The sequence below is a fragment of the Nonomuraea sp. NPDC049684 genome (genome assembly GCF_044465345.1).
Classification (GTDB): domain Bacteria; phylum Actinomycetota; class Actinomycetes; order Streptosporangiales; family Streptosporangiaceae; genus Nonomuraea.
Map to the genome: position 1 here is coordinate 17,172 of NZ_JBITLO010000007.1, position 19,245 is coordinate 36,416.

At 75.0% G+C, this 19,245-nt stretch carries 17 protein-coding genes; 14 read left to right on the forward strand and 3 right to left on the reverse strand.

Going from position 1 to position 19,245, the window contains the following annotated elements:
• Window positions 1–2: 2 nt before the first annotated feature.
• Window positions 3–689 (forward strand): alpha/beta hydrolase family protein, encoded by a 687-nt coding sequence (locus tag ACIBST_RS22750; protein WP_397174290.1) that lies wholly within the window; start codon window positions 3–5, stop codon window positions 687–689.
• Here ACIBST_RS22750 and ACIBST_RS22755 read toward each other — a convergent pair.
• Window positions 655–1,986 carry a M14 family zinc carboxypeptidase gene (locus ACIBST_RS22755; RefSeq protein WP_397174292.1) on the reverse strand — a complete coding sequence of 444 codons (1,332 nt, stop codon included), beginning with the start codon at window positions 1,984–1,986 and terminating at the stop codon, window positions 655–657. The genes ACIBST_RS22750 and ACIBST_RS22755 overlap by 35 nt on opposite strands.
• Before the next feature lie 68 nt (window positions 1,987–2,054).
• On the opposite strand from ACIBST_RS22755, the gene ACIBST_RS22760 reads away from it, so the two are divergent.
• From ACIBST_RS22760 to menC, 12 genes are all read left to right on the forward strand, one after another.
• Window positions 2,055–2,666 carry a TetR/AcrR family transcriptional regulator gene (locus tag ACIBST_RS22760; RefSeq protein ID WP_397174294.1) on the forward strand — a complete coding sequence of 204 codons (612 nt, stop codon included), beginning with the start codon at window positions 2,055–2,057 and terminating at the stop codon, window positions 2,664–2,666.
• 63 nt (window positions 2,667–2,729) lie between these two features.
• Window positions 2,730–4,163 (forward strand): MFS transporter, encoded by a 1,434-nt coding sequence (locus tag ACIBST_RS22765; RefSeq protein WP_397174295.1) that lies wholly within the window; start codon window positions 2,730–2,732, stop codon window positions 4,161–4,163.
• 2 nt (window positions 4,164–4,165) lie between these two features.
• Window positions 4,166–5,020, forward strand: a complete 855-nt coding sequence (locus tag ACIBST_RS22770) for a M55 family metallopeptidase (protein ID WP_397174297.1) — start codon at window positions 4,166–4,168, stop codon at window positions 5,018–5,020.
• Window positions 5,021–5,079: 59 nt separating this feature from the next.
• Window positions 5,080–6,636: a serine hydrolase domain-containing protein gene (locus tag ACIBST_RS22775; protein ID WP_397174298.1), complete on the forward strand. Its 1,557-nt coding sequence runs from the start codon at window positions 5,080–5,082 to the stop codon at window positions 6,634–6,636.
• A gap of 121 nt (window positions 6,637–6,757) precedes the next feature.
• The gene (locus ACIBST_RS22780; RefSeq protein WP_397174300.1) at window positions 6,758–8,317 is read left to right on the forward strand and encodes an ABC transporter substrate-binding protein; all 1,560 of its coding nucleotides are present in this window, start codon (window positions 6,758–6,760) and stop codon (window positions 8,315–8,317) included.
• On the forward strand, window positions 8,317–9,264 hold the full coding sequence (locus ACIBST_RS22785) for an ABC transporter permease (protein ID WP_397174302.1): 948 nt from the start codon (window positions 8,317–8,319) through the stop codon (window positions 9,262–9,264). The genes ACIBST_RS22780 and ACIBST_RS22785 overlap by 1 nt, the downstream gene beginning before the upstream one ends.
• The gene (locus tag ACIBST_RS22790; protein ID WP_397174303.1) at window positions 9,261–10,118 is read left to right on the forward strand and encodes an ABC transporter permease; all 858 of its coding nucleotides are present in this window, start codon (window positions 9,261–9,263) and stop codon (window positions 10,116–10,118) included. The genes ACIBST_RS22785 and ACIBST_RS22790 overlap by 4 nt, the downstream gene beginning before the upstream one ends.
• Window positions 10,111–11,823, forward strand: a complete 1,713-nt coding sequence (locus ACIBST_RS22795) for an oligopeptide/dipeptide ABC transporter ATP-binding protein (protein ID WP_397174304.1) — start codon at window positions 10,111–10,113, stop codon at window positions 11,821–11,823. The genes ACIBST_RS22790 and ACIBST_RS22795 overlap by 8 nt, the downstream gene beginning before the upstream one ends.
• 39 nt (window positions 11,824–11,862) lie before the next feature.
• Window positions 11,863–13,413 (forward strand): amidohydrolase family protein, encoded by a 1,551-nt coding sequence (locus ACIBST_RS22800; RefSeq protein ID WP_397174305.1) that lies wholly within the window; start codon window positions 11,863–11,865, stop codon window positions 13,411–13,413.
• Window positions 13,410–15,017 carry a PucR family transcriptional regulator gene (locus ACIBST_RS22805; protein ID WP_397174307.1) on the forward strand — a complete coding sequence of 536 codons (1,608 nt, stop codon included), beginning with the start codon at window positions 13,410–13,412 and terminating at the stop codon, window positions 15,015–15,017. The genes ACIBST_RS22800 and ACIBST_RS22805 overlap by 4 nt, the downstream gene beginning before the upstream one ends.
• Window positions 15,018–15,070: 53 nt before the next feature.
• The gene (locus tag ACIBST_RS22810) at window positions 15,071–15,823 is read left to right on the forward strand and encodes a GNAT family N-acetyltransferase (protein WP_397174308.1); all 753 of its coding nucleotides are present in this window, start codon (window positions 15,071–15,073) and stop codon (window positions 15,821–15,823) included.
• Window positions 15,820–16,938 carry an o-succinylbenzoate synthase gene (gene menC, locus ACIBST_RS22815; RefSeq protein WP_397174310.1) on the forward strand — a complete coding sequence of 373 codons (1,119 nt, stop codon included), beginning with the start codon at window positions 15,820–15,822 and terminating at the stop codon, window positions 16,936–16,938. Before ACIBST_RS22810 ends, menC begins: the two co-directional genes overlap by 4 nt.
• Window positions 16,939–16,953: 15 nt before the next feature.
• Here the strand turns inward: menC and ACIBST_RS22820 are convergent, their stop codons facing one another.
• Window positions 16,954–17,409 (reverse strand): MarR family winged helix-turn-helix transcriptional regulator, encoded by a 456-nt coding sequence (locus tag ACIBST_RS22820; RefSeq protein ID WP_397174311.1) that lies wholly within the window; start codon window positions 17,407–17,409, stop codon window positions 16,954–16,956.
• 90 nt (window positions 17,410–17,499) lie between these two features.
• Here ACIBST_RS22820 and ACIBST_RS22825 point away from each other — a divergent pair, with 90 nt between their 5' ends.
• Entirely contained in the window at window positions 17,500–18,045 is a 546-nt protein-coding gene (locus tag ACIBST_RS22825) for a YceI family protein (RefSeq protein ID WP_397174313.1), read from the forward strand.
• A gap of 18 nt (window positions 18,046–18,063) precedes the next feature.
• Here ACIBST_RS22825 and ACIBST_RS22830 read toward each other — a convergent pair whose 3' ends face one another.
• On the reverse strand, window positions 18,064–19,116 hold the full coding sequence (locus ACIBST_RS22830) for a hypothetical protein (RefSeq protein WP_397174314.1): 1,053 nt from the start codon (window positions 19,114–19,116) through the stop codon (window positions 18,064–18,066).
• Window positions 19,117–19,245 lie beyond the last annotated feature (129 nt).

The following is a 19,245-nucleotide window of genomic DNA, read 5'->3' on the forward strand; positions in this document are numbered from 1 at the left end:
GGGTGGAGAACCGTGCCGTCCTGACCCGCCCGGCGCCCGGCCCGCTCCGCGCCCTGCGGTACGGGGCCGACGCCGACCAGGTGATCGACCTCTGGCCGGCCGAGGGACCCGTGGTGGCGCTGGTCCACGGCGGCTTCTGGCGCCCGGAGTACGACCGGACGCACCTGCGGCCCATGGCCAACGCGCTGCACCGGGCGGGGTGCAGCGTGGCCGCCGTCGAGTACCGCCGCAGGCCGGGGGATCCGGCGGCGGCGGTCGCGGACCTGCGGGCCGCGGTCGGCCTGCTGCGTCCCTCGGTGGTCGTCGGCCACTCGGCCGGCGGTCATCTCGCCATGTGCGCCGCGCCGGACGGCACCGCCGTCCTCGCCCTGGCCCCGGTCGCCGACCTGCGGCTGGCCGCGCGGCTGGACCTCGACGACGGCGCGGTGGCCGACTTCCTCGGCGGATCGCCGGACGACCATCCCGGCCTGGACCCGGCCCGGCTGCCGGACCGGACGGGCCCGCTGGTGATCGTGCACGGCACGGCGGACGAGCGGGTCCCCGTCCAGGTCTCGGAGTCCTACCTGGCGGCCCACCCGGGGACGTCGCTGGTGCGCGTCCCGGGGGCGGGCCACTTCGTGCTCATCGACCCGGAGAGCCGTACCTGGCCGCTGGTCAGGCGTGAGCTGACCGCCCTCCTGCCCGCCTGACGGCGTCGGCCGCGAGCAGCGCCGCGCCGAGCTGGACCGCGACCAGCGAGCGCAGCGGGATCGGCGTGCCCTGCGCGTCGGCCCCGGCATCGGTGAACCACTCCTCGAAGCGCGCGCCGAGCCGGGCGCGCTCGGCCCGGACGGCGGGCGTCGCGTTGCCCGCGGCCAGTTCGGCGTCCAGCATGCGCAGGTAGGTGCCGCAGTACCGCAGCCGCATGGAGTGCACGAGCTGCCGGCCGCCGACCACCTCGGCCACCGTGGCCGGGCGGTCGGTGCCGGGCAGGTCCTCCCACTCGCCGATGAACTCGTCGTGGCCGGCGACGAAGTCCTCCAGCGCCCGGCGGAAGGGCGAGCGCACGGTCAGGTCGCCCTTGGCGCGGGCCAGGGAGGCGGCCAGCTCGCCGATCAGCTCGCGCTGCCCGGCCAGGCAGTCGCGGATCGTCTCGTGGTACTTCTGCCCGGTCGGGGTCTGGTCGGCGACGCGGGGGTCGGCCCAGTAGGGCAGCTCGGTGACCAGGTGCAGGGCGCCGAAGCGGTCGGCGTAGTCGACGCTGCCGCCGCCGATGCCGTACGTCGCGCCGATGTCGGCGCCGCGCGGGGTCAGGTAGGCCGCCGGCGCGATCTGGACGGCGCCCGGCAGCTCCGGCGGCCCCATGTGAAGGGGCAGGCCCTCGGCCGTGGCGACGGCGGTCAGGCGGGCGGCGAGCGCGGGGTCGTTCCGGCTGAGGTAGTAGAAGGCGCCCTGGAGCTCGCCGTTGTGCAGGGAGTAGACCAGGGCGGGCCGGACCTCGTCCATCAGCCGCATCAGCGCCTCGGTCTCCGGCAGCGTGCGGTCGAAGAAGTAGTCCTCGCCGGTCAGCGGGAAGGTCCATTCGACCTGGTCGGCCTCGGCCGGGCGGTAGAAGTGCTCGGCGTAGGCGCGGCGGTCGCTCGGCCGGGCGTACCAGCCCTCGTTGAGCCGGGCGCCGTCGGGGTCGACGCAGGGGATGAGGTGCCAGCGGAAGCCGAAGTCCTCCCGCAGCCCGGCGTCCTCGACGAGCTGCCGCAGCAGCGTGCTGACGGTGAGCGCGCCGATGGGCTCGTTGGGGTGGGGACCGCCGATGATCACGGCGTCATGGGGGCCCGCGCCGATGGTGGCCACGCGCAGCGGCTCGCCGAGGCGGGAGGTGCCGATGCGGCGCAGGCGCACCAGGCCGGGGTGGGCGGCGGCGAGGTCGTCGAGCTCGGCGTGCATCTCGTCAACCGTCGGGAACGCGGTGAAGTCGGGCACGCGGCTCAGGTGGGGGGCGACGTCCATTTCGGGCCTCCTGATAATCTGGATTATTCTAGTAAATCAGATTATCTTTACGGCATGCAGGAGATGTCATGCGGCTGAACAGAGCGGAAAGCAAGGCCGCCAACAGGCGCGCGCTGATCGAGGCCGCCCGCGAGATCGTCGGCAGGGACGGCTCGAAGGCCAAGCTGGAGGACATCACCGAGCTGGCCGGCCTGACCACGGGCGCGGTCTACTCCCTGTTCGGCGGCAAGAACGGGCTGATGGCAGCCATGGTCGACGACTACGTCGGCCCCCTCGACCTGCGCACGCCCGAGGCCGGGGGGTACGGCCCGCGGCTGGCGGAGGTCGTGGCCGAGATCGCCCGCCGCTTCCTGCGCATGTCGGCCGACCCGCAGGCGGCCGGCCGGCTGTTGTTCGAGACCCGCGTGCTCGACCTCGTGCTCAACGACCCCGACCTGCGCCGCAGGCTCACCGCCTCGATCAGGTCGACCGAGATCGAGCTCGCCGCGCTGTTCACCGGCCGCGAGCACGGCGGCGCCGCCGTCACCGCTGACCAGGCGCTGCGCCTGGCCCGCGCGCTGAAGGCCCTGCTGTCCGGGCTCGGCCAGAACGTCGTGCTCGGCGCCTGCGAGGCCGACGAGGAGTACTTCGTCGAGACCGCCCTGGCGCTGATCACGCCGAAGGTGCTCGGACCGGCCTAGATCACGGCCGGGGTTCGGGGGGACCTCACGGCCGCACGTCACCCCACCCCGAAAGGCAGAACCATGTCCAGATCCGGCTTCGGCGTCATCGGCGCGCCGGTGTTGTTCATCGGCGTCCTCCAGACCATGGAGATGACGCTCTCGCCCGCGCTCCCGCTCGTCCAGCAGGACCTGGGGGCCTCGCCCGGCGCGCTCGCGTGGATCTTCACCGGCTCGCTGATCAGCTCGGCCATCAGCACCCCCATCGTCGGCCGCCTGGCCGACATGTACGACAAGCGGCGCGTGCTGCTCGCGCTGATGGCGATCAGCGGCGCCGGGGTCCTGCTCGCCGCCCTGGCGCCGAACATCACCCTGCTGATCACCGGCATGGCGGTCGAGGGCGTCTGGCTGGGCGTGCTGCCCCTGACCGTGGGGCTGTTCCGCGACACCCTCACCCCCGAGCGCGCCGCCACCGGCAACGGCCTGGTCGTCGGCGTCGCCGCGCTGGCCAGCGCGCTCGGCCTCATCCTGGCCGGGCCGATCAGCTCGGCCTTCGGCTACCGGTCGCTGTTCCTGCTGGCCGTGGCCGGCGTGGCGGCGGCCGCCCTGCTGGCCTGGTTCGCCGTGCCGTCCACCCCGCGCGCGGCCGGCGGCCGCGTCGACTGGGCGGGCGGGCTGCTGCTCGGCGGCGGCGTGGCCCTGGTCATGCTGGGCCTGACCGCCGTCTCCAGCTGGGGCTGGACGGCCCCGGCCACGCTCGCGCTGTTCGCCGCCGCCGTGCTGACGCTGGGCCCGTGGGCGGTCGTCGAGCTGCGCGTCGCCGACCCGCTCGTGGACCTGCGGCTGCTGGCCGGACGCACCCCGGCCGGGGTGACCGCCATGGGGGCGCTGCTCGGCTTCGCCTCCTTCGGCCTCGTCGTCGCCCTGCCGATGATGCTGGCCGCCCCCGCCGGCACCGGGTACGGCCAGGGCGCCGACACCCTGTGGATCGGCATCTACATGTTCCCCATGGGCGTCGCGGGCACCGTGATCGCGCCGCTGGTCGGGCCGATGACCAGGCTGCTCGGCCGGCGCGCGGTGCTGCTGCTGGGCAGCGTGCTCGTCTGCGGCGGGACCGGCGGACTGGCCCTGTGGCACTCCGCCGCCTGGCAGATCATGGTCGCGGTGACGGTCATCGGGCTGGGCGCCTCCATCGGCCTCACCGCCGGGCTCAACGCCGTGGCCGCCGACGTGCCCGGCGAGCGCGCGGCCGGGGTCAGCGGCGTGGTGTTCGTCGCCAAGAGCATCGGCGGCACGTTCGGGGCGCAGTTCGGGGCCATGGTGCTGGCCTCCGGGGCCGTCGCCGGGGTGCCCACCGAGCAGGGCTTCGTCGAGACGTACCTGCTGTCGGCGGCGCTGGGGCTGCTGGCCGTCGCCGCCGCCTTCGTGATCCCCGCCACTGTGCGGAAGGCGCAAGGAGGGCAGGCGGTTTCTGTCCTGGCGACGAAGCCGTCCGTCCGTCCCGGTGAAAGCCTGTGACGATGACGAACGTCTACATCTCCATCGACATGGAAGGCGTGGCGGGCATCGCCACCATGGACCAGGTCTCCCGCGCCGGCCACGGCTACCCGCGGGCGCAGCGGCTGATGACCGCGGAGGCCAACGCCGCCATCGAGGGCGCGTTCGCGGCCGGGGCCGCCAGCGTGCTGGTCAACGACAGCCACGGCACCATGGACAACCTGCTGCACGAGGAGCTCGACCCGCGCGCCCGGCTGATCTTCGGCACGCCCAAGCTCGACTGCATGGCCGAGGGCATCTCGGCCGAGCACGACGTGGCCATGTTCCTCGGCTACCACGCCGCGGCCGGCTCGCCGGGCGTGCTCGCCCACACCTACTCCTCGCACTTCCACCAGGTACGGCTCAACGGCGCGATCGTCTCGGAGGCCGAGGTCAACGCCCTGCAGGCGGCCGCCGTCGGCGTGCCGGTGGGGCTGCTCACCGGCGACGACGTCATCTGCGACGTCGCCGGCAAGGCGTTCCCCGGGGTGCGCACGGTCGCCGTCAAGATCGCGCACGGGCACACCTCGGCCGACAGCCTCTCGCCGTCCGAGGCGCGGCGGCTGATCAAGGAGGCGGCCGCGGAGACCGTGCGCTCGGCCGGGGAGCTGCGGCCGGTCGAGCTGCCCGCCGTGCTGGAGCTGGAGATCGACATGCCCACCACGCCCGCCGCCGAGCTGGGCGAGCTGGTGCCGGGCGTGCGCCGGATCGCCGACAAGACGCTCGCGGCCACCTTCACCACCCCGAGGGAGGTGCTCGGATGCGTGACGACCTGCTACCACCTGGCCGCGGACGCCATGATCGCCAGGATGGCCCTGTACGGCAGACCAACCAGGTAGCCCTCAGCTTTGCCGCTCCGGACAAGCGTTTCCCACCCGGACATCCAGATACTTGAACGATGGATTTTGAGCAGGTAGAACGCGCGCTCGACGCCCTTCCCGGCCTCCGCCCCGGCGGGCCGGGTCTGGCGGTCGGGGTCTACGCCGACGGCAAGGTGCTGCACACCGCGGCGAGGGGCATGGCCTCCGTCGAGTTCGGCGTCCCGATCGACTCCCGTACCCGCTTCGACATCGCCTCCATCAGCAAGCAGTTCACCGCCGCGTGCGTGCTGCTGCTGGCCCGCGACGGCAGGCTGAGCCTGTCGGACGACGTCCGCGAGCACGTCCCCGAGCTGCGGCTCGGCGTGCCCGTCACGCTCGACCAGTGCCTGCGGCACACCGGTGGCCTGCCGGAGTGGTACGGCCTGCAGGCCGTCACCGGCGTCCCGTTCACCCTGATGGACGAGGAACGGCTGATGAAGATCGTGGCGGGCATGCGCCGGACCACCTTCGAGCCTGGCACCCGCTTCTCCTACTCCAACACCGGCTACGTCCTGGCCGCCGTCGTGGTCCGGCGGCTCACCGGCCGCTCGCTGGCCGACTTCGCCCGCGAACGGCTCTTCGAACCGCTCGGCATGGACGACACCGTCTTCCGCGACGACGCCTCCGTCCCGCTGCCGCGGATGGCCTACGGCTACGACGGCGCCGGCGCGCGGGCCGACACGCAGGAGAGCGCGGTCGGCGACGGCGGCCTGGTGACCGGCGTCGACGACCTCGCCCCCTGGTTCGGCTTCCTGGCCGACGGCCGGGTGCTGGGCGCCGACGTGCGGACCGCGCTGCTGGAGCGCACCACGCTCGCCGACGGCGCCGTCCTGCGGTACGCCCGCGGGATCTGCCACCTGACCGTCGGCGACCTGGCCGGGTACGGCCACGCCGGCGGCATGCACGGCTACGTCGGCAACCTGCTCCACCTGCCGGAGCCCGGCCTCGGCGTGGCCGTGCTGACCAACCACAGCGGCCTGGACCCCGTCGGCCTCAGCCTCGGCCTGGCCCGCGTCCTGACCGGCCAGGACCCGGCCCCGCGTCCCGCCCCCGCCCGCCGGGAGGACGCCGAGGCGGCCCGGCCCGCCCTGCTCGGGCACTGGCACGACCAGGAGACCGACGCCACGCTCACGCTCGAACCCGCCGGCGACGGCGGCATCTCCTTGACCGGCGCCACCGACCTGGAGCTCGCCCTCGACGACGACGGCCGCTGGTACGCGCAGGTGCCGGCCGGCCGGATCTGGCTCATGCCCGAGGACGGGCGGCTGCTGTTCGGCCACGACGGGTCGATCCGCTGGCCGCACGTGTACCAGCCGTGCGACCCGCCGGGTGAGGAGCCCGCCCTGCGGGGCGCCTGGCTCAACGACGAGACGGGCGTGCTCGCCGTCATCGACGAGGGGACGCTGCGCGTCGGCCTCACCTTCCAGGCCCCCGTAGCCCCCGCACCCGCCGGGACCTGGCGGGCGGGCCCCTTCACCCTCCGCCTCGACGGGGACGGCGACCTGCTGCTCAGCGGCTTCGGCCTGCTCGGACTGCGCTTCGCCGCCCAGCCCGAGGGCACCGCGCCCGTCGGCATCCCCCCTGGTCTGGTCTAGGGGCGTGTTGGCCTGCAGCACGAGCCGGGGCGCGCAGAGTTTGGCTGCCGGGTCAGTGAACGAGGGAGGCCGGGCTTCTAGCGTCCGACTATTCCCCCCGCTCACTCCCCGAGGTGGTTCCATGACATCCGCAACCGCACTCGCCAGGCTCGCCACGGGCACCCTGCTCCTGCTGGCGGCGGGCTGCGCCGGAGCCCCGGGCTCCGGCGCGGCGCCCGACACCCTCCGCTGGGCGATGGGGCTCGCCCCCAACAGCCTCGACATCGCCCACGGCTTCAACGACGCCTCCACGACCGTGCAGTTCGCCGTCCTGGACACGATGGTGACCCTCGGCGCGGACGGCAGGGTCATCCCGAGCATCGCCGCCTCCTGGACCCACCCCGACCCGCGCACGTACGTCTTCACCCTGCGCGAGGGCCCGAGGTTCAGCGACGGCACGCCCGTCACCGCCGAGGACGCCGCCTACTCCCTGACCCGCCACCTCGACCCCGCCGTGACCTCCCAGGCCGCCAGCTACGTCACGCAGGTCAAGAAGGTCGAGGCCACCGGCCCGCGCACGGTGAAGGTCACCCTGAGCAAGCCCAGCGCCAGCTTCCTGGCCACCGCCGCGCTGGCCTGGCAGATCGTCCCGAAGAGGCTGGCCGCCGCGCACCCGAAGGACCTCGGCTCGCCCGAGGTCGGCACGCTCGGCTCCGGCCCCTTCAAGGTCACGAAGTTCTCGCTCACCTCCGGGGTGACGCTGGAACGCAACGAGCTGTACTGGGGCCCCAAGCCGGAGCTGCGCAGGATCGAGATCAAGGCGATCGGCGACCCCGAGACGCTGCGCCTGGCCGTCTCCTCCGGCGAGGTGGACGGCACCAACGACATCCAGGTCAGCGAGACGCGCAAGTGGAGCGCCCTGCCCGGCGTCACGACCTCCTTCTACCCGGCCAACAACATCGCCTACCTGTCGCTCGGCGTGCGCGAGGGGCCGCTCAAGGACGTGCACGTCCGCCGCGCCATCGCCCACGCCCTCGACCGGGAGGCGCTGGCCACGCTCATGACCAGCGGCCACGGCGGCATCGCCGACCTGATGCTGCCCAAGCCGCAGCTCGCCGCCCTGTACGGCGGCAAGCTGCCCGAGCTGCCCGCCCACCCCCACGACGTGAACGCCGCCAAGGCCGAGCTGGCCAAGTCGGCCCACCCTCAGGGCTTCACCCTGGCCGCGCCGTACGACAGCGGCAGCGACGACGTCAAAGCCCTCCAGGCCATCGTCGCCGACCTGGCGGTGATCGGCATCAAGCTCGACCTCCAGCCGCTGCCCACCGAGCAGTACCGGCAGCGCATGTTCAGCCACCAGGACACCCCGCTGCAACTGGTCGACCTGCTCTACGGCACCCCCGACCCCGGCGAGGTGCTGCCCGACCTGGTCAGCCGCGCCTCGGCCGGGCCCCAGGGCTTCAACTTCAGCGGCTACGGCTCGCCCGAGACGGACGCCCGGCTCGACGACCTGGGCAAGCTCGAGGGAGCGGACCGTGCCGCCGCCGTCACCGAGGTGCTGGCCGAGATCGCCGACCAGGTGCCGTACGTGCCGCTCTACACCAAGGAGGCCGCCGTCGCGCTGCGCAAGCGGTTCACCGGCCAGTTCGGCACCTGGACCATGAACGTCTTCAGCGCCATCCGCCCGGCGGCCGGTGCCTGATGGCCTTCGTCGCCCGCCGCCTGGCCGCCGCGCTGCTCCTGCTCGGCGTGCTGTCCGTGCTCACCTACGCGCTGCTGGCGCTCGCCCCGGGGGACCCGGAGCAGGTCCTGCTCGGGCCGCGGCCCTCCACCGCGGAGTCGCGCGCCGCCGTCCGCGCGCAGTACCACCTCGACGACCCGCTGCCCGTCCGCTACGCCACCTGGCTCGGCGACGCCGTGCGCGGGGACTTCGGCGCCTCCCTCTACAGCCGCGAACCCGTCACCAGCGTCATCGCCGACCGGCTGCCCGTCACCGCCGGGCTGGCCGGCTACGCGATCATCCTGACCCTCGCCGTCGGCCTGCCCGCCGGGCTGGCCGCCGCCATGCGCAGGGGCGGCCCGCTCGACCGGGGGATCACGCTCTCCGCGCTGGTCGGCCTGGCGATCCCGCCGTTCGCGATGAGCATCCTGCTGCTGTACGGCTTCGCCGTCACCCTCGGCTGGTTCCCCGTCTTCGGCGCGGGTGAGACGTTCGCCGAGCGGGTCGCGCACCTGACGCTGCCCGCGATCGCGCTGGCCACCGGGCAGGCGGCGGTCGTCGTCAGGCAGATGCGGGCGGCCGCGCTCGACCTGGCCGGGCAGGACTTCATGACCTTCGCGCGGGCGCGCGGGGTCGGCCGCGCCCGCTACTGGATCGGGTACGCGCTGCGCAACACCGCGCTGCCCGTCCTCACGGTCGGCGGCCTGCTGCTGGCCGCCAATCTCACCGGCGCGCTGTTCGTCGAACGGGCCTTCGGGCTGCACGGCGTCGGCGAGCTGCTCGTCAGCGCCGTCGGGCAGAAGGACCTGCCCGTCGTCCAGGCGCTCGTCCTGATGGGAGGCGCCGTGGTGGTCGCCGTCAACCTGCTGATCGACCTGGCCTACCTCGCGGTGGACCCGCGGGTGCGGCACGGGGCGGTGGCCGCGTGAGCGTCGTGACGGGGACCGTGCGCCTCGGCGGACGGGCGCGGCGGCTGCGCCGGGCCCGGCCGGGGCCGCTGACGCTGCTGTCGGGCGGGATCCTCGCCCTGATGGCCTTCGCCGCCCTGTCCGGGACGTGGCTCGCGCCCTACGACCCGGCCGCCCAGGACCTCGGGCTCGGCGCGACGATGCCGAGCTGGGCCCACTGGGCGGGCACCGACGAGCTGGGCCGGGACGTGTTGTCGCGCTGCCTGGCCGGAGCCCGCTCGGCGCTGCTGTGGCCGCTCGTCGTCGCGCTGGCCACGTGCGCGATGAGCACCTCGCTCGGGCTGCTGGCCGGCTACCGCCGCGGCTGGATCGACGCCGTCATGATGCGGGTGGTCGACCTGCTCATCGCGATGCCGGGGCTGCTCATGCTGATCGTCCTGGTGGGCGTGCTGGGCGGCGGCATCGGCTGGGCGGTGCTGGCGATGGCGGTGCTGTTCACGCCCGGCGACATCCGGGTGGTGCGCAGCCTGACCATGGCCCAGCGCGAGCTGGCCTACGCCGAGGCGGCCCGCACGCTCGGGCTCGGCCGCGGCCGGATCATGTTCCGGCACCTGCTGCCCAACATCGCGCCCACGGTCGTGGCCGGCGCGCTGCTCAGCTTCGTCGCCGCGCTGGTCGCGCTGTCCGGCCTGTCCTTCCTGGGCATCGGCCTGCCCGCCGGCACGCCCGACTGGGGGCTGATGATCGAGGAGAACCGCGGCCTGCTCGACCTCAACCCGTGGGCCGCGGTGGTGCCCGCCGCGCTGGTCACCGTCGCCGCCACCGCCGCCACCCTGCTGGGCGACCAGCTCTTCGAGAGGCTCTCCGATGCTTGAGACACGCGGCCTGCGGGTCGTCGGCGACCGGGTGCTCGTGGACGGCGTGGACCTGACGGTCGCCGCGGGCGAGACCGTCGGGCTGGTCGGCGAGTCCGGCAGCGGCAAGTCCCTGACCGCCCGCGCCCTCGTCGGCCTGCTCCCGCGCGGCCTGCGCGCCGAGGGGTCGGTCGAGGTCGGCGGCGCGCAGCTCGTCGGCGCGTCCGAGCGGCTGCTGCGCGGCGTGCGCGGACGGCGGATCTCGCTGCTCATGCAGGACCCCTTCGCCATGCTCAACCCGCTGCGCACGGCCGGCGCGCACATCGCCGAGACCCTGCCCGGGCGCACGTCCCGGCAGGAGATCGCGCGCAGGCTGGCCGAGGTCGGCATCGACGACCCCGCCGTGGCCGGGCGCTACCCGTTCCAGCTCTCGGGCGGCATGCGGCAGCGCGTCGCCCTGGCCGCCGCGCTGGCCGGCGACCCCGAGCTGCTCGTCGCCGACGAGCCCACCACCGCGCTGGACGCCACCACCCAGCACGAGATCCTGGCGCTGCTGCGCCGGGTCCAGGAGGCGCGCGGCATGGGCGTGCTGCTCATCACCCACGACCTGCGCGTGGCGTTCGCCGTCTGCGACCGGGTCGCCGTGATGTACGCCGGGCGCGTCGTCGAGCAGGGGCCGGGCCCTGCGCTGGCCGCCGAGCCCGCGCACCCGTACACCGCGGGGCTGCTGGGCGCGCTGCCGTCGGCCGAGCGCACGCTGGAGCGCCTGGTGGGCATCCCGGGCGCGGTGCCGCGGGCGGACGCGGTGGCCGGCGTCTGCGCGTTCGCCACCCGCTGCGACCGGGTCGCCGACGCCTGCACCGCGGCCAGGCCGCCGCTGCGCCCGATCGGCCGCGGCAGGCTGACCGCCTGCGTGCACGACACCGCCGGAGCCGCCCGCCCGGCGCTGCGCGAGGCCGCGCTCCCCGCCGCCCCGGCCGCCGGCGAACCGCTGCTGCACATCGAGGGCCTGCGCAAACGGTACGGCGCCCACACCGCCCTGGGCGGCGTCAGCCTGCACGTGAACCCCGGCGAGACCGTCGGCCTGGTGGGGGAGTCGGGCTCGGGGAAGACCACGCTGGCCCGGTCGGTGCTCGGCCTGATCACCCCCGACGGCGGCCGCATCCGCCTCGCCGGCCTCGACGTCACCGACCGCGCCGCCCTGGACCCGCGCGAGCGCGCCCGCGTGCACCGGCTCGTCCAGTGCGTCTTCCAGGACCCCTCCACCTCCCTCAACCCCGCCATGACCGTCGGCGCGACGCTGGCCGAGGCGATCTCCAGGGCCGCGCCCGCCGACCGGATCGGCGTGGGCGAGCTGCTGGAGCTGGCCGGCCTGCCCGCCGCGTACGCCGCCCGCCGGCCCAAGGCGCTGTCCGGCGGCGAACGCCAGCGCGTCGCCATCGCCCGCGCCCTGGCCGTCCGTCCCGCGCTGCTGATCTGCGACGAACCGGTCGCCTCCCTGGACGTGTCGGTCCAGGCGCACGTGCTCGAACTGCTGCGCGGCATCGGCCGGGAGCTGGGCACCGGGATGCTGTTCATCACCCACGACCTGGCGGTCGTCCGCCAGGTCGCCGCCAGGACCGTGGTGCTGCTGAAGGGCGCGGTCGTGGAGGAGGGGACGACCTCGGCCGTCCTGGACGCCCCCGCCCACGACTACACCAGGCGCCTGGTGGCGGCCGTCCCCTGACATGACCGACGAATCTCGTACCGGGAAAGGCACACCTGCATGCACGACCTCATCCTGCGTGGCGGCACCCTGCACGACGGGTTCGGCTCGCCCGGCCGCACCGCGGACGTGGCCATCGGCGGCGGACGCGTCACCGCGACCGGCCGCCACCTCGGCCGGGCCGCCCGCGTGGTGGACGTGGACGGCATGGTCGTCGCGCCCGGATTCATCGACCCGCACAGCCATTCCGACACCGTGCCGTTCATGGCCGGGGCGCAGCCGTTCAAGCTGTGGCAGGGCGTCACCACCGAGATCGTCGGGAACTGCGGCTTCTCCTGCGGGCCGGCCACCCCGGAGGCGGCCGGTTTCACCCCCGGGATCTTCGGCGAGCACGCCTTCGCCACCTTCGGCGGCTACCTCGACGCCGTCGAGCGGGAGGGCACGACCAACAACCTGGCCGCGCTCGTCGGCCACAACACGCTGCGCGCGGCCGTCTGCGGCATGGACGCCGCGCCGCCGCCGGGCGCGCTCGACCGGATGACCGGGCTGGCCGAGGAGGCGTTCGCCGCGGGCGCGTGCGGGCTGTCCAGCGGCCTGGAGTACGTGCCGGGCGCCTACGCCGGCACCGGCGAGCTGATCGCGCTGGCCCGCGCGGCCCGGCGCCGGAACCTGGTCTACGCCACCCACCTGCGCAGCGAGAGCGAGGGGCTGGCCGACGCGCTGGACGAGGCCGTCGAGGTCGCGGCGGCGGCCGGGGTGCGGCTCCAGGTCTCCCACTGCAAGGCGTCGGGCCGGGCCGTGCACGGCTCGTCGGCCATGCTGCTGGACAAGCTGACGGCCGCCCGGGTCAACGGCGTGGACGTGCGGGCCGACGTCTACCCGTACCGGGCGTTCTGCACCGGGCTGGTCGCGCTGCTGCCGCCCGCGGCGTGCGAAGGCGGCGAGCCGGAGCTGCTCAGAAGGCTGGCCGACCCGGCGGAACGGCGGGCGCTGCGCGCGCTGGCCGAGGACCCGGAGCGCACGACCGGCGTCGGCCTGTGGCGCGAGACGCACCCCGAGGACGTGCGGCTGCTGCGGCACGCCTCCGTGGGCGTCACCGGCCGCTCGCTGGCCGACCTGCTGGACGGCCGCGAGCCCTGGGACGCGCTGTGCGACCTGCTCATGGCCGACCCGCACGCCGACGGCGTCTTCCACACCATGCACGACGACGACGTCACCCGGATCATGCGGCACCCCCTCGTGTCGATCGGCTCCGACGGCGGGCCGCCCACCGGGCCGACCCATCCCCGCACGTACGGCACCTTCCCCACCTTCCTCGGCGCGTACGTGCGCGACCGCGGGCTCGTGCCGATGGCCGAGGCGATCAGGAAGGCAAGCTCGGCCACCGCGGCCCAGTTCGGCCTGGCCGACCGGGGCTGGCTGGGCAGGGGAGCGGTCGCCGACGTGTGCGTGTTCGACCCCGCCGCCATCCGCCACGACGGCACCTACGACGAGCCCGCCATCCGTCCGGCCGGGGTCACCCACGTGCTCCTGGGCGGCCGCATGGTGATCGACGACGGCGAGTTCACCGGCGGCCGGCACGGACGCCTCCTGCGCGGGGGCCGGGCGTGAGCGGCCAGGGCCGGGTGACGCTCGGCGTGCTGCTCGACAGCCTCGGCGCGGAGACGGTGAGCGCGCTGTGCCTGCCCTCCGGCCGCCAGGCCATGGTGGGCGCGCCGGTCATCCACGGCTCCGACGAGCCGATGGCCGCCTACGCAGGGGCGCTGCTGCTGGCCACCGGCCGGCCGGAGCCGTCCCTGCTGGAGAGCGCGGCCGGGGCGGGCGTGAGCGCGGTCGTCGTCCGGGCCGGGCTCGGCGAGGCCGGCGCGCTGACCGAGGCGGCCCGCGCCGCGGGCGTGGCGCTGCTGGCCGCCGCGCCCGGCCTGGCCTGGGGCCAGCTCTACGCCCTGGTGGACGCCCTGCTCGCGCTCGTCGCCCCGGCCGCGGACCTGGGCGGCGGCCAGGCGGGCGACCTGTTCGCGCTGGCCAACCAGGTCGCCGCCCGCGTCGGGGGCGCGGTGGCCATCGAGGACCTGGCCATGCGCGTCCTGGCCTACTCCACGATCGGCCAGCCGATCGACGACCTGCGCAGGGAGGGCATCCTCGGCCGGCGCGTGCCCGAGCACCCGACGAACGCCGAGGAGTACGCCGCCGTCCTGCGCTGCGAGGAGGCCGTGTGGAGCCACGAGCCGCGCGAGTACCTGCCCCGGCTGGCCATCGCGGTCCGCGCCAGGGGCGAGGCGCTCGGCACGATCTGGGCCATCCAGGCGGACGAGCCGCTCGCGCCCGACGCCGCCGCCGTGCTCGCCGAGGCCGCCAGGACCGCCGCCCCGCACCTGGCCCGCCTCAGCCTGGCCGCCGACGAGGCCCGCCGGACCAGGGACGAATGGGTGGGCCGGCTGCTGCGCGGCGGCGGCCCGGCCGGCGAGCTGGCCGCCTCCTTCGGCCTGCGCCCGGACGAGCCGGTCCGGGTCGTGGCCGCCGGGGACCCGGCCGGGCGGACCGACGTCTTCGCCGCCACGCACGCCGCCGACCTGCTGCGCACCGCCTACGCCGTCTACCGGATCAGGGCGGCCGTCGGCGCCGTGGACGGCCGGGCGTACGCGATCGTGGCGGCCGGTTCCGGGACCGGGCTGCTGCGCCGCGTCACCGCCGAGACCCTCGGCCGGATCACCGACCGGCTCGGCGGCCACTGGCGGGCGGGCGTCGGACGGGTCGCGGGCTCGCTCGCCCAGGTCCCCGCCGCCGCCCGGCAGGCCGAGGAGGCCCTGCGCGCGATGGGCGGCCCGTTCGCGGGCGGCGAGGTGGGCCTGCACGAGGAGCTGGCCGCCGCGCTGTTCCTGCTGGACGCGGCCGCCTCGATGCGGTCCGGCACGACGCCGGCGGGCGAGCCGCTGTCCCTGGTGGCCGAGCACGACGCCGGGCACGGCACCGACTACGTCCGCAGCCTGCGGGCCTGGCTGGCCGCCCACTACGACGTGCCGAGGGCGGCCGAGGCGCTGTCGCTGCACCCCAACACGCTCAGGTACCGGCTGCGCCGCATCGGCGAGCTGATCGCGCTCGACGAGCCCGACGTCCGGCTCGTGCTGGGCCTTCAGCTCCGGCTGGCCGAGATCGGGGCGTCCGGCGCGGGCGGCGGTCGCGGCCCGGCGTCCGGCACAAACGGCGGCGGCTGAAGTTGGGCTTGCGCGCCAACGATCCGGCGGCGGTCCGGCGGAATGCTGGTGCCATGCTCGAAATCCGCATCCTCCACGGGACCTCCGAGTTCCAGGCCGCCGACCGGCTGCTGCGCCGCGTCTGGAACACCAGGGCGGGCGACGACCCGCCGGTGGCCGTCGACCTCATGTGCGCCCTTGAGCACACCGGCGGGTACGTCGGCGGCGCCTTCCTCGACGGCGTGCTCGTCGCCGCCGCCTCCGGGTTCCTCGCCGAGAGGGCCAGCCTGCACTCCCACGTCGTGGGCGTGGCCGCAGAGGCGCGGGGCCGGGGGATCGGCCAGGCGATCAAGGCGCACCAGCGCGAGTGGGCCGCCGAACGCGGCCTGAACTCCATCTCCTGGACCTTCGACCCGCTCGTGCGCCGCAACGCCTTCTTCAACCTCGCCCGGCTCGGCGCGCGGGCCGAGCGGTACGTGCCCGACTTCTACGGGCCGATGAACGACGGCATCAACGGCGGAGACGTCACCGACCGCCTGTTCGCCCACTGGCCCGTGCACCCGGAGCCGGAGCCGTCCGCCCCGGACGGGCCGCGTAAGGGCGAGGTGATCCTCGACGAGACCGGGGCGCCGCGCGAGCCGGGCGGCGCGGCCGTGCTGCGCTGCGCCACGCCCGCCGACGCCGAGCGGCTGCGGCGCGAGCAGCCCGGCGAGGCCGCGCGGTGGCGGGCCGCCCAGCGGGCCGCGCTGGGAGGCGCGCTCGACCGCGGCTACCGCATCGCCGCCTTCACCAGGGACGGCTGGTACGTGCTGGAGCGCGCGGCATGAGGATCGCCGAAGCCGAGCTGCGCACGGTGGCCCTGCCGCTGATCACCCCGTTCCGCACCTCGCTCGGCACGCAGACCGTGCGCCGGGCGCTGCTGCTGCGGGTGCGCGGCGCCGAGGGGGAGGAGGGCTGGAGCGAGTGCGTGGCCGAGGACGAGCCCACCTACAGCCCCGAGTACCTGGAGGGCGCGGCCGACCTCATCCGCCGGTTCCTGCTGCCCGCCCTGTTCGCGGTGCCGCGCCTCGACCCGTCCGGCGTCGCGCCGGCGCTGGCGCACCTGCGCGGGCATCCGATGGCCAAGGCCGCCGTCGAGACGGCCGTCCTGGACGCCGTGCTCAGGGCGCGCGGCCTGTCGCTGGCCGCCCACCTGGGCGGGGTGCGGTCCAGCGTGCGCGTCGGCGTGTCCGTCGGCATCGCGGCCACCCTCGACGACCTGCTCGACACCGTGGACCGGCACGTCGGCGCCGGGTACGCCCGGATCAAGCTCAAGATCGAGCCCGGCTGGGACCTGGAGCCGGTGCGGCTGGTGCGCGAGACGTTCGGCCCCGGCCTGATGCTCACCGCCGACGCCAACACCGCCTACACCCCCGCCGACGCCCGCCACCTGGCCCGCCTGGACGCCTACGGCCTGACCCTGCTGGAGCAGCCCTTCGCCCCGGACGACCTGGACGGCCACGCCCGCCTGGCCGCCCGCATGGACACCCCGATCTGCCTGGACGAGTCGATCACCTCGGCCCGCGCCGCGACGGCCGCGATCAGGGCGCGCGCCTGCTCGATCATCAACATCAAGCCCGGCCGGGTCGGCGGCTACCTGGAGGCCCGCCGGATCCACGACCTGGCCCTGGCCGCGGACGTGCCGGTGTGGTGCGGCGGGATGCTGGAGACCGGGCTCGGCCGGACGGCGAACCTGGCGCTGGCCAGCCTGCCCGGTTTCACGCTGCCGGGCGACATCTCGGCGACCGCCCGCTACTACGAGCGTGACATCACCGCGCCGATCGAGCTGACCGGCGACTCCATCACGGTGCCCGACGGCCCCGGCGTCGGCGTCACACCGGACCCGGACGCCCTGGCGGCCTTCACCACCGACCCGCCGGTCCGCGTCACCCCCGCCCGCTGAGCCGGCCGGACGGCCTCACTCCTGCTCGGTGAGGTGGTCGAGCAGGACCTGGCTGATGTCGGCGAGCTGCCGCAGCTGTTCCGTGGTGAGCAGGTCGACCAGGTGCTCACGGACGCCGGCCACGTGCTTCGGGGCGGCCGCCCGGAGCGCGGCGTGCCCGTCGTCGGTGAGCACGGCCAGCCACCCGCGCCGGTCGCCGGCGTAGTGCTCCCGGCGCACCCACCCCTTCTGCTCCAGCTTGTTGACCGCGTGCGAGATGCGGCTCGGCTTGGAGTTGGTCCACTGCGCCAGCTCGCTCATGCGCATCGTGCGCCCGGGGGCCTCCGACAGCAGGACGAGCAGCTCGTAGTAGGTGGGCGGCATGCCGGCGGCCGCCATCAGGTCGCGTTCCAGGCGGTCGGTCAGCAGGCGGGTGGCCAGCCCGAACCTGCGCCACGCCTGCTGTTCGTCGTCGTCGAGCCAGCGGGTCATGCCTCTCATCGTACTGGAAGGTTGCGTGCTGAAATAAATCTATGTACTGTCGTGCCCAATATTCCAGTACTGAACTAATTGGAGTGCGGCATGTTTCCCAGCGAGCTGAGCGGCGACTACACCTTCGACCCGGCCCACAGCCGGTTCGGGTTCGTCGCCCGCCACGCCATGGTGACCAAGGTGCGCGGCAGCATCCCCGTCCAGGAGGCCACCGCCCGCCTGGACGCGGCGAACCCGGCGGCCTCGGCCGTCCGCGTGGTGCTCGACGTGGCCGGCATCCAGACCGGCAACCAGATGCGCGACGGCCACCTGCGCACCGGCGACTTCCTCGACGCCGCCGCCCACCCGCACATCGTCTTCGCCTCCACGTCCGTCAAGCACGTGGGCGGTGACGCCTTCGAGGTCACCGGCGACCTGACGATCCGCGGGGTCACCCGGCAGGTCACCGTCCCGCTCGACTACACCGGCACCGCCGTCGACGCCCAGGGCGTGACCCGGGTCGGCTTCGAGGGCGGCACGGCGATCAACCGCAAGGACTTCGGCATGACGTACAACGCCGCGCTGGAGACCGGGGGCGTGATGATCTCCGACCGGATCACCCTGGAATTCGACGTCTCCGCCGTCAGGTCCGCCTGACCGCCCGCCGGAGGTCGCTCAGCGGCCCAGCCAGGCGTCCAGGCGGGACAGCAGCTCCGCGGTGGGGTTCCTGCCGCCGGTCGTCCCGGCGTGCACGGCCCGGCAGGGCGCGCGCCAGACCCGCACCTCGGCGACGGCGCCGGTGACGTCGCCCACCCACACCACGTCGAGGGCGGCCGGGCGGGTGAACCTGCCGACCCCGCAGTCGGTGACGCTCTCCGTTCCGCCCGGGCCGGTCACCGGGTCCACGGCCGTCACGACGTTGAGCAGCGACCGCACGGATTCAAGATCCTCTGGGACGCGGGCCCGGCTCCGCAGGCGCAGCACGTCCCCGTCGAGCCGGTACCGGCAGGCGGCGGCGGCCGACAGCGGGCTGGGCAGCAGGGCGCGCCACCGGAGGCCGCGGTTGGCCGCGACGTCGTCGCGCGGCCAACCGCGTGGGCGGGTCAGGTCGACGTCGGCGGCCGGCAGCCCGGCCGCGCAGCCGGGAAGCGGCGCGGGTGCCGGGTGCGCCTCCAGCTGCGCCCGGTAACGGCGGAGGAAGGAATCGCTCGGATCGCCGAACCGGGTCCGGCCCGCGTGCCGGGCGGTGCCGCAGTTGCGATCGACCAGGACGACGGCGGGCCGGCGCAGGTCCCCGTAGTGTACGACGAAGGACAGGCTCGTGCCGTGGCCGACCACGTTGCAGATCTCGCCGAGGCGGAGGTCGTCGCCCAGGACGCGTCCCTTGGCCGACTCCCTCCGGCGCAGCTCGGCCTCCAGCGCGTCGCGCGTGGGCAGGCCGTTGAGCTCGGAGACCATCGCGCCGGCCCCGGCGGTGAGCCTCCTGATCCGCGCCGCCGCCTGCCCTGACGCGTACGGCAGGGGCAGCTCGCACATCGTCACCGACACCGCGCCGTCGGCGGGCACCAGCTCCCCGGGCCGGTCACCGCCCTCCCACCCGCCGCCGGACGAGACCGGGCAGCCGCCGGCCCCGAGCCGCGGGCCCCGGGCGTCCAGCGGAAAGGCGGCGGAAGCCCCCAGCGCCAGCGCGACCACGCCCACGACGACCCGGCCGGCGCGCAGCGACATGACAGCAATGTACGCGCCTGAAGCCGGTTGAGCCGCCCCTCCTGGAGGACTGCTCCTCCGGTAGGGCTGCTCCACCGGTAGGGCTGCTCCTCCGGTGGGGCTGTTCCGCAATCGCGCGTCCACCGGCCG

Bases quoted from the DNA above. Each gene is read 5' to 3' on its own strand.
- ACIBST_RS22785 (WP_397174302.1), top strand. From the start codon at position 8,317: ATGGCCTTCGTCGCCCGCCGCCTGGCCGCCGCGCTGCTCCTGCTCGGC.
- ACIBST_RS22810 (WP_397174308.1), top strand. From the start codon at position 15,071: ATGCTCGAAATCCGCATCCTCCACGGGACCTCCGAGTTCCAGGCCGCC.
- menC (WP_397174310.1), top strand. From the start codon at position 15,820: ATGAGGATCGCCGAAGCCGAGCTGCGCACGGTGGCCCTGCCGCTGATC.
- ACIBST_RS22825 (WP_397174313.1), top strand. From the start codon at position 17,500: ATGTTTCCCAGCGAGCTGAGCGGCGACTACACCTTCGACCCGGCCCAC.
- ACIBST_RS22800 (WP_397174305.1), top strand. From the start codon at position 11,863: ATGCACGACCTCATCCTGCGTGGCGGCACCCTGCACGACGGGTTCGGC.
- ACIBST_RS22830 (WP_397174314.1), bottom strand. From the start codon at position 19,116: ATGTCGCTGCGCGCCGGCCGGGTCGTCGTGGGCGTGGTCGCGCTGGCG.
- ACIBST_RS22755 (WP_397174292.1), bottom strand. From the start codon at position 1,986: ATGGACGTCGCCCCCCACCTGAGCCGCGTGCCCGACTTCACCGCGTTC.
- ACIBST_RS22820 (WP_397174311.1), bottom strand. From the start codon at position 17,409: ATGACCCGCTGGCTCGACGACGACGAACAGCAGGCGTGGCGCAGGTTC.
- ACIBST_RS22775 (WP_397174298.1), top strand. From the start codon at position 5,080: ATGGATTTTGAGCAGGTAGAACGCGCGCTCGACGCCCTTCCCGGCCTC.
- ACIBST_RS22760 (WP_397174294.1), top strand. From the start codon at position 2,055: ATGCGGCTGAACAGAGCGGAAAGCAAGGCCGCCAACAGGCGCGCGCTG.
- ACIBST_RS22765 (WP_397174295.1), top strand. From the start codon at position 2,730: ATGTCCAGATCCGGCTTCGGCGTCATCGGCGCGCCGGTGTTGTTCATC.
- ACIBST_RS22780 (WP_397174300.1), top strand. From the start codon at position 6,758: ATGACATCCGCAACCGCACTCGCCAGGCTCGCCACGGGCACCCTGCTC.
- ACIBST_RS22770 (WP_397174297.1), top strand. From the start codon at position 4,166: ATGACGAACGTCTACATCTCCATCGACATGGAAGGCGTGGCGGGCATC.
- ACIBST_RS22795 (WP_397174304.1), top strand. From the start codon at position 10,111: ATGCTTGAGACACGCGGCCTGCGGGTCGTCGGCGACCGGGTGCTCGTG.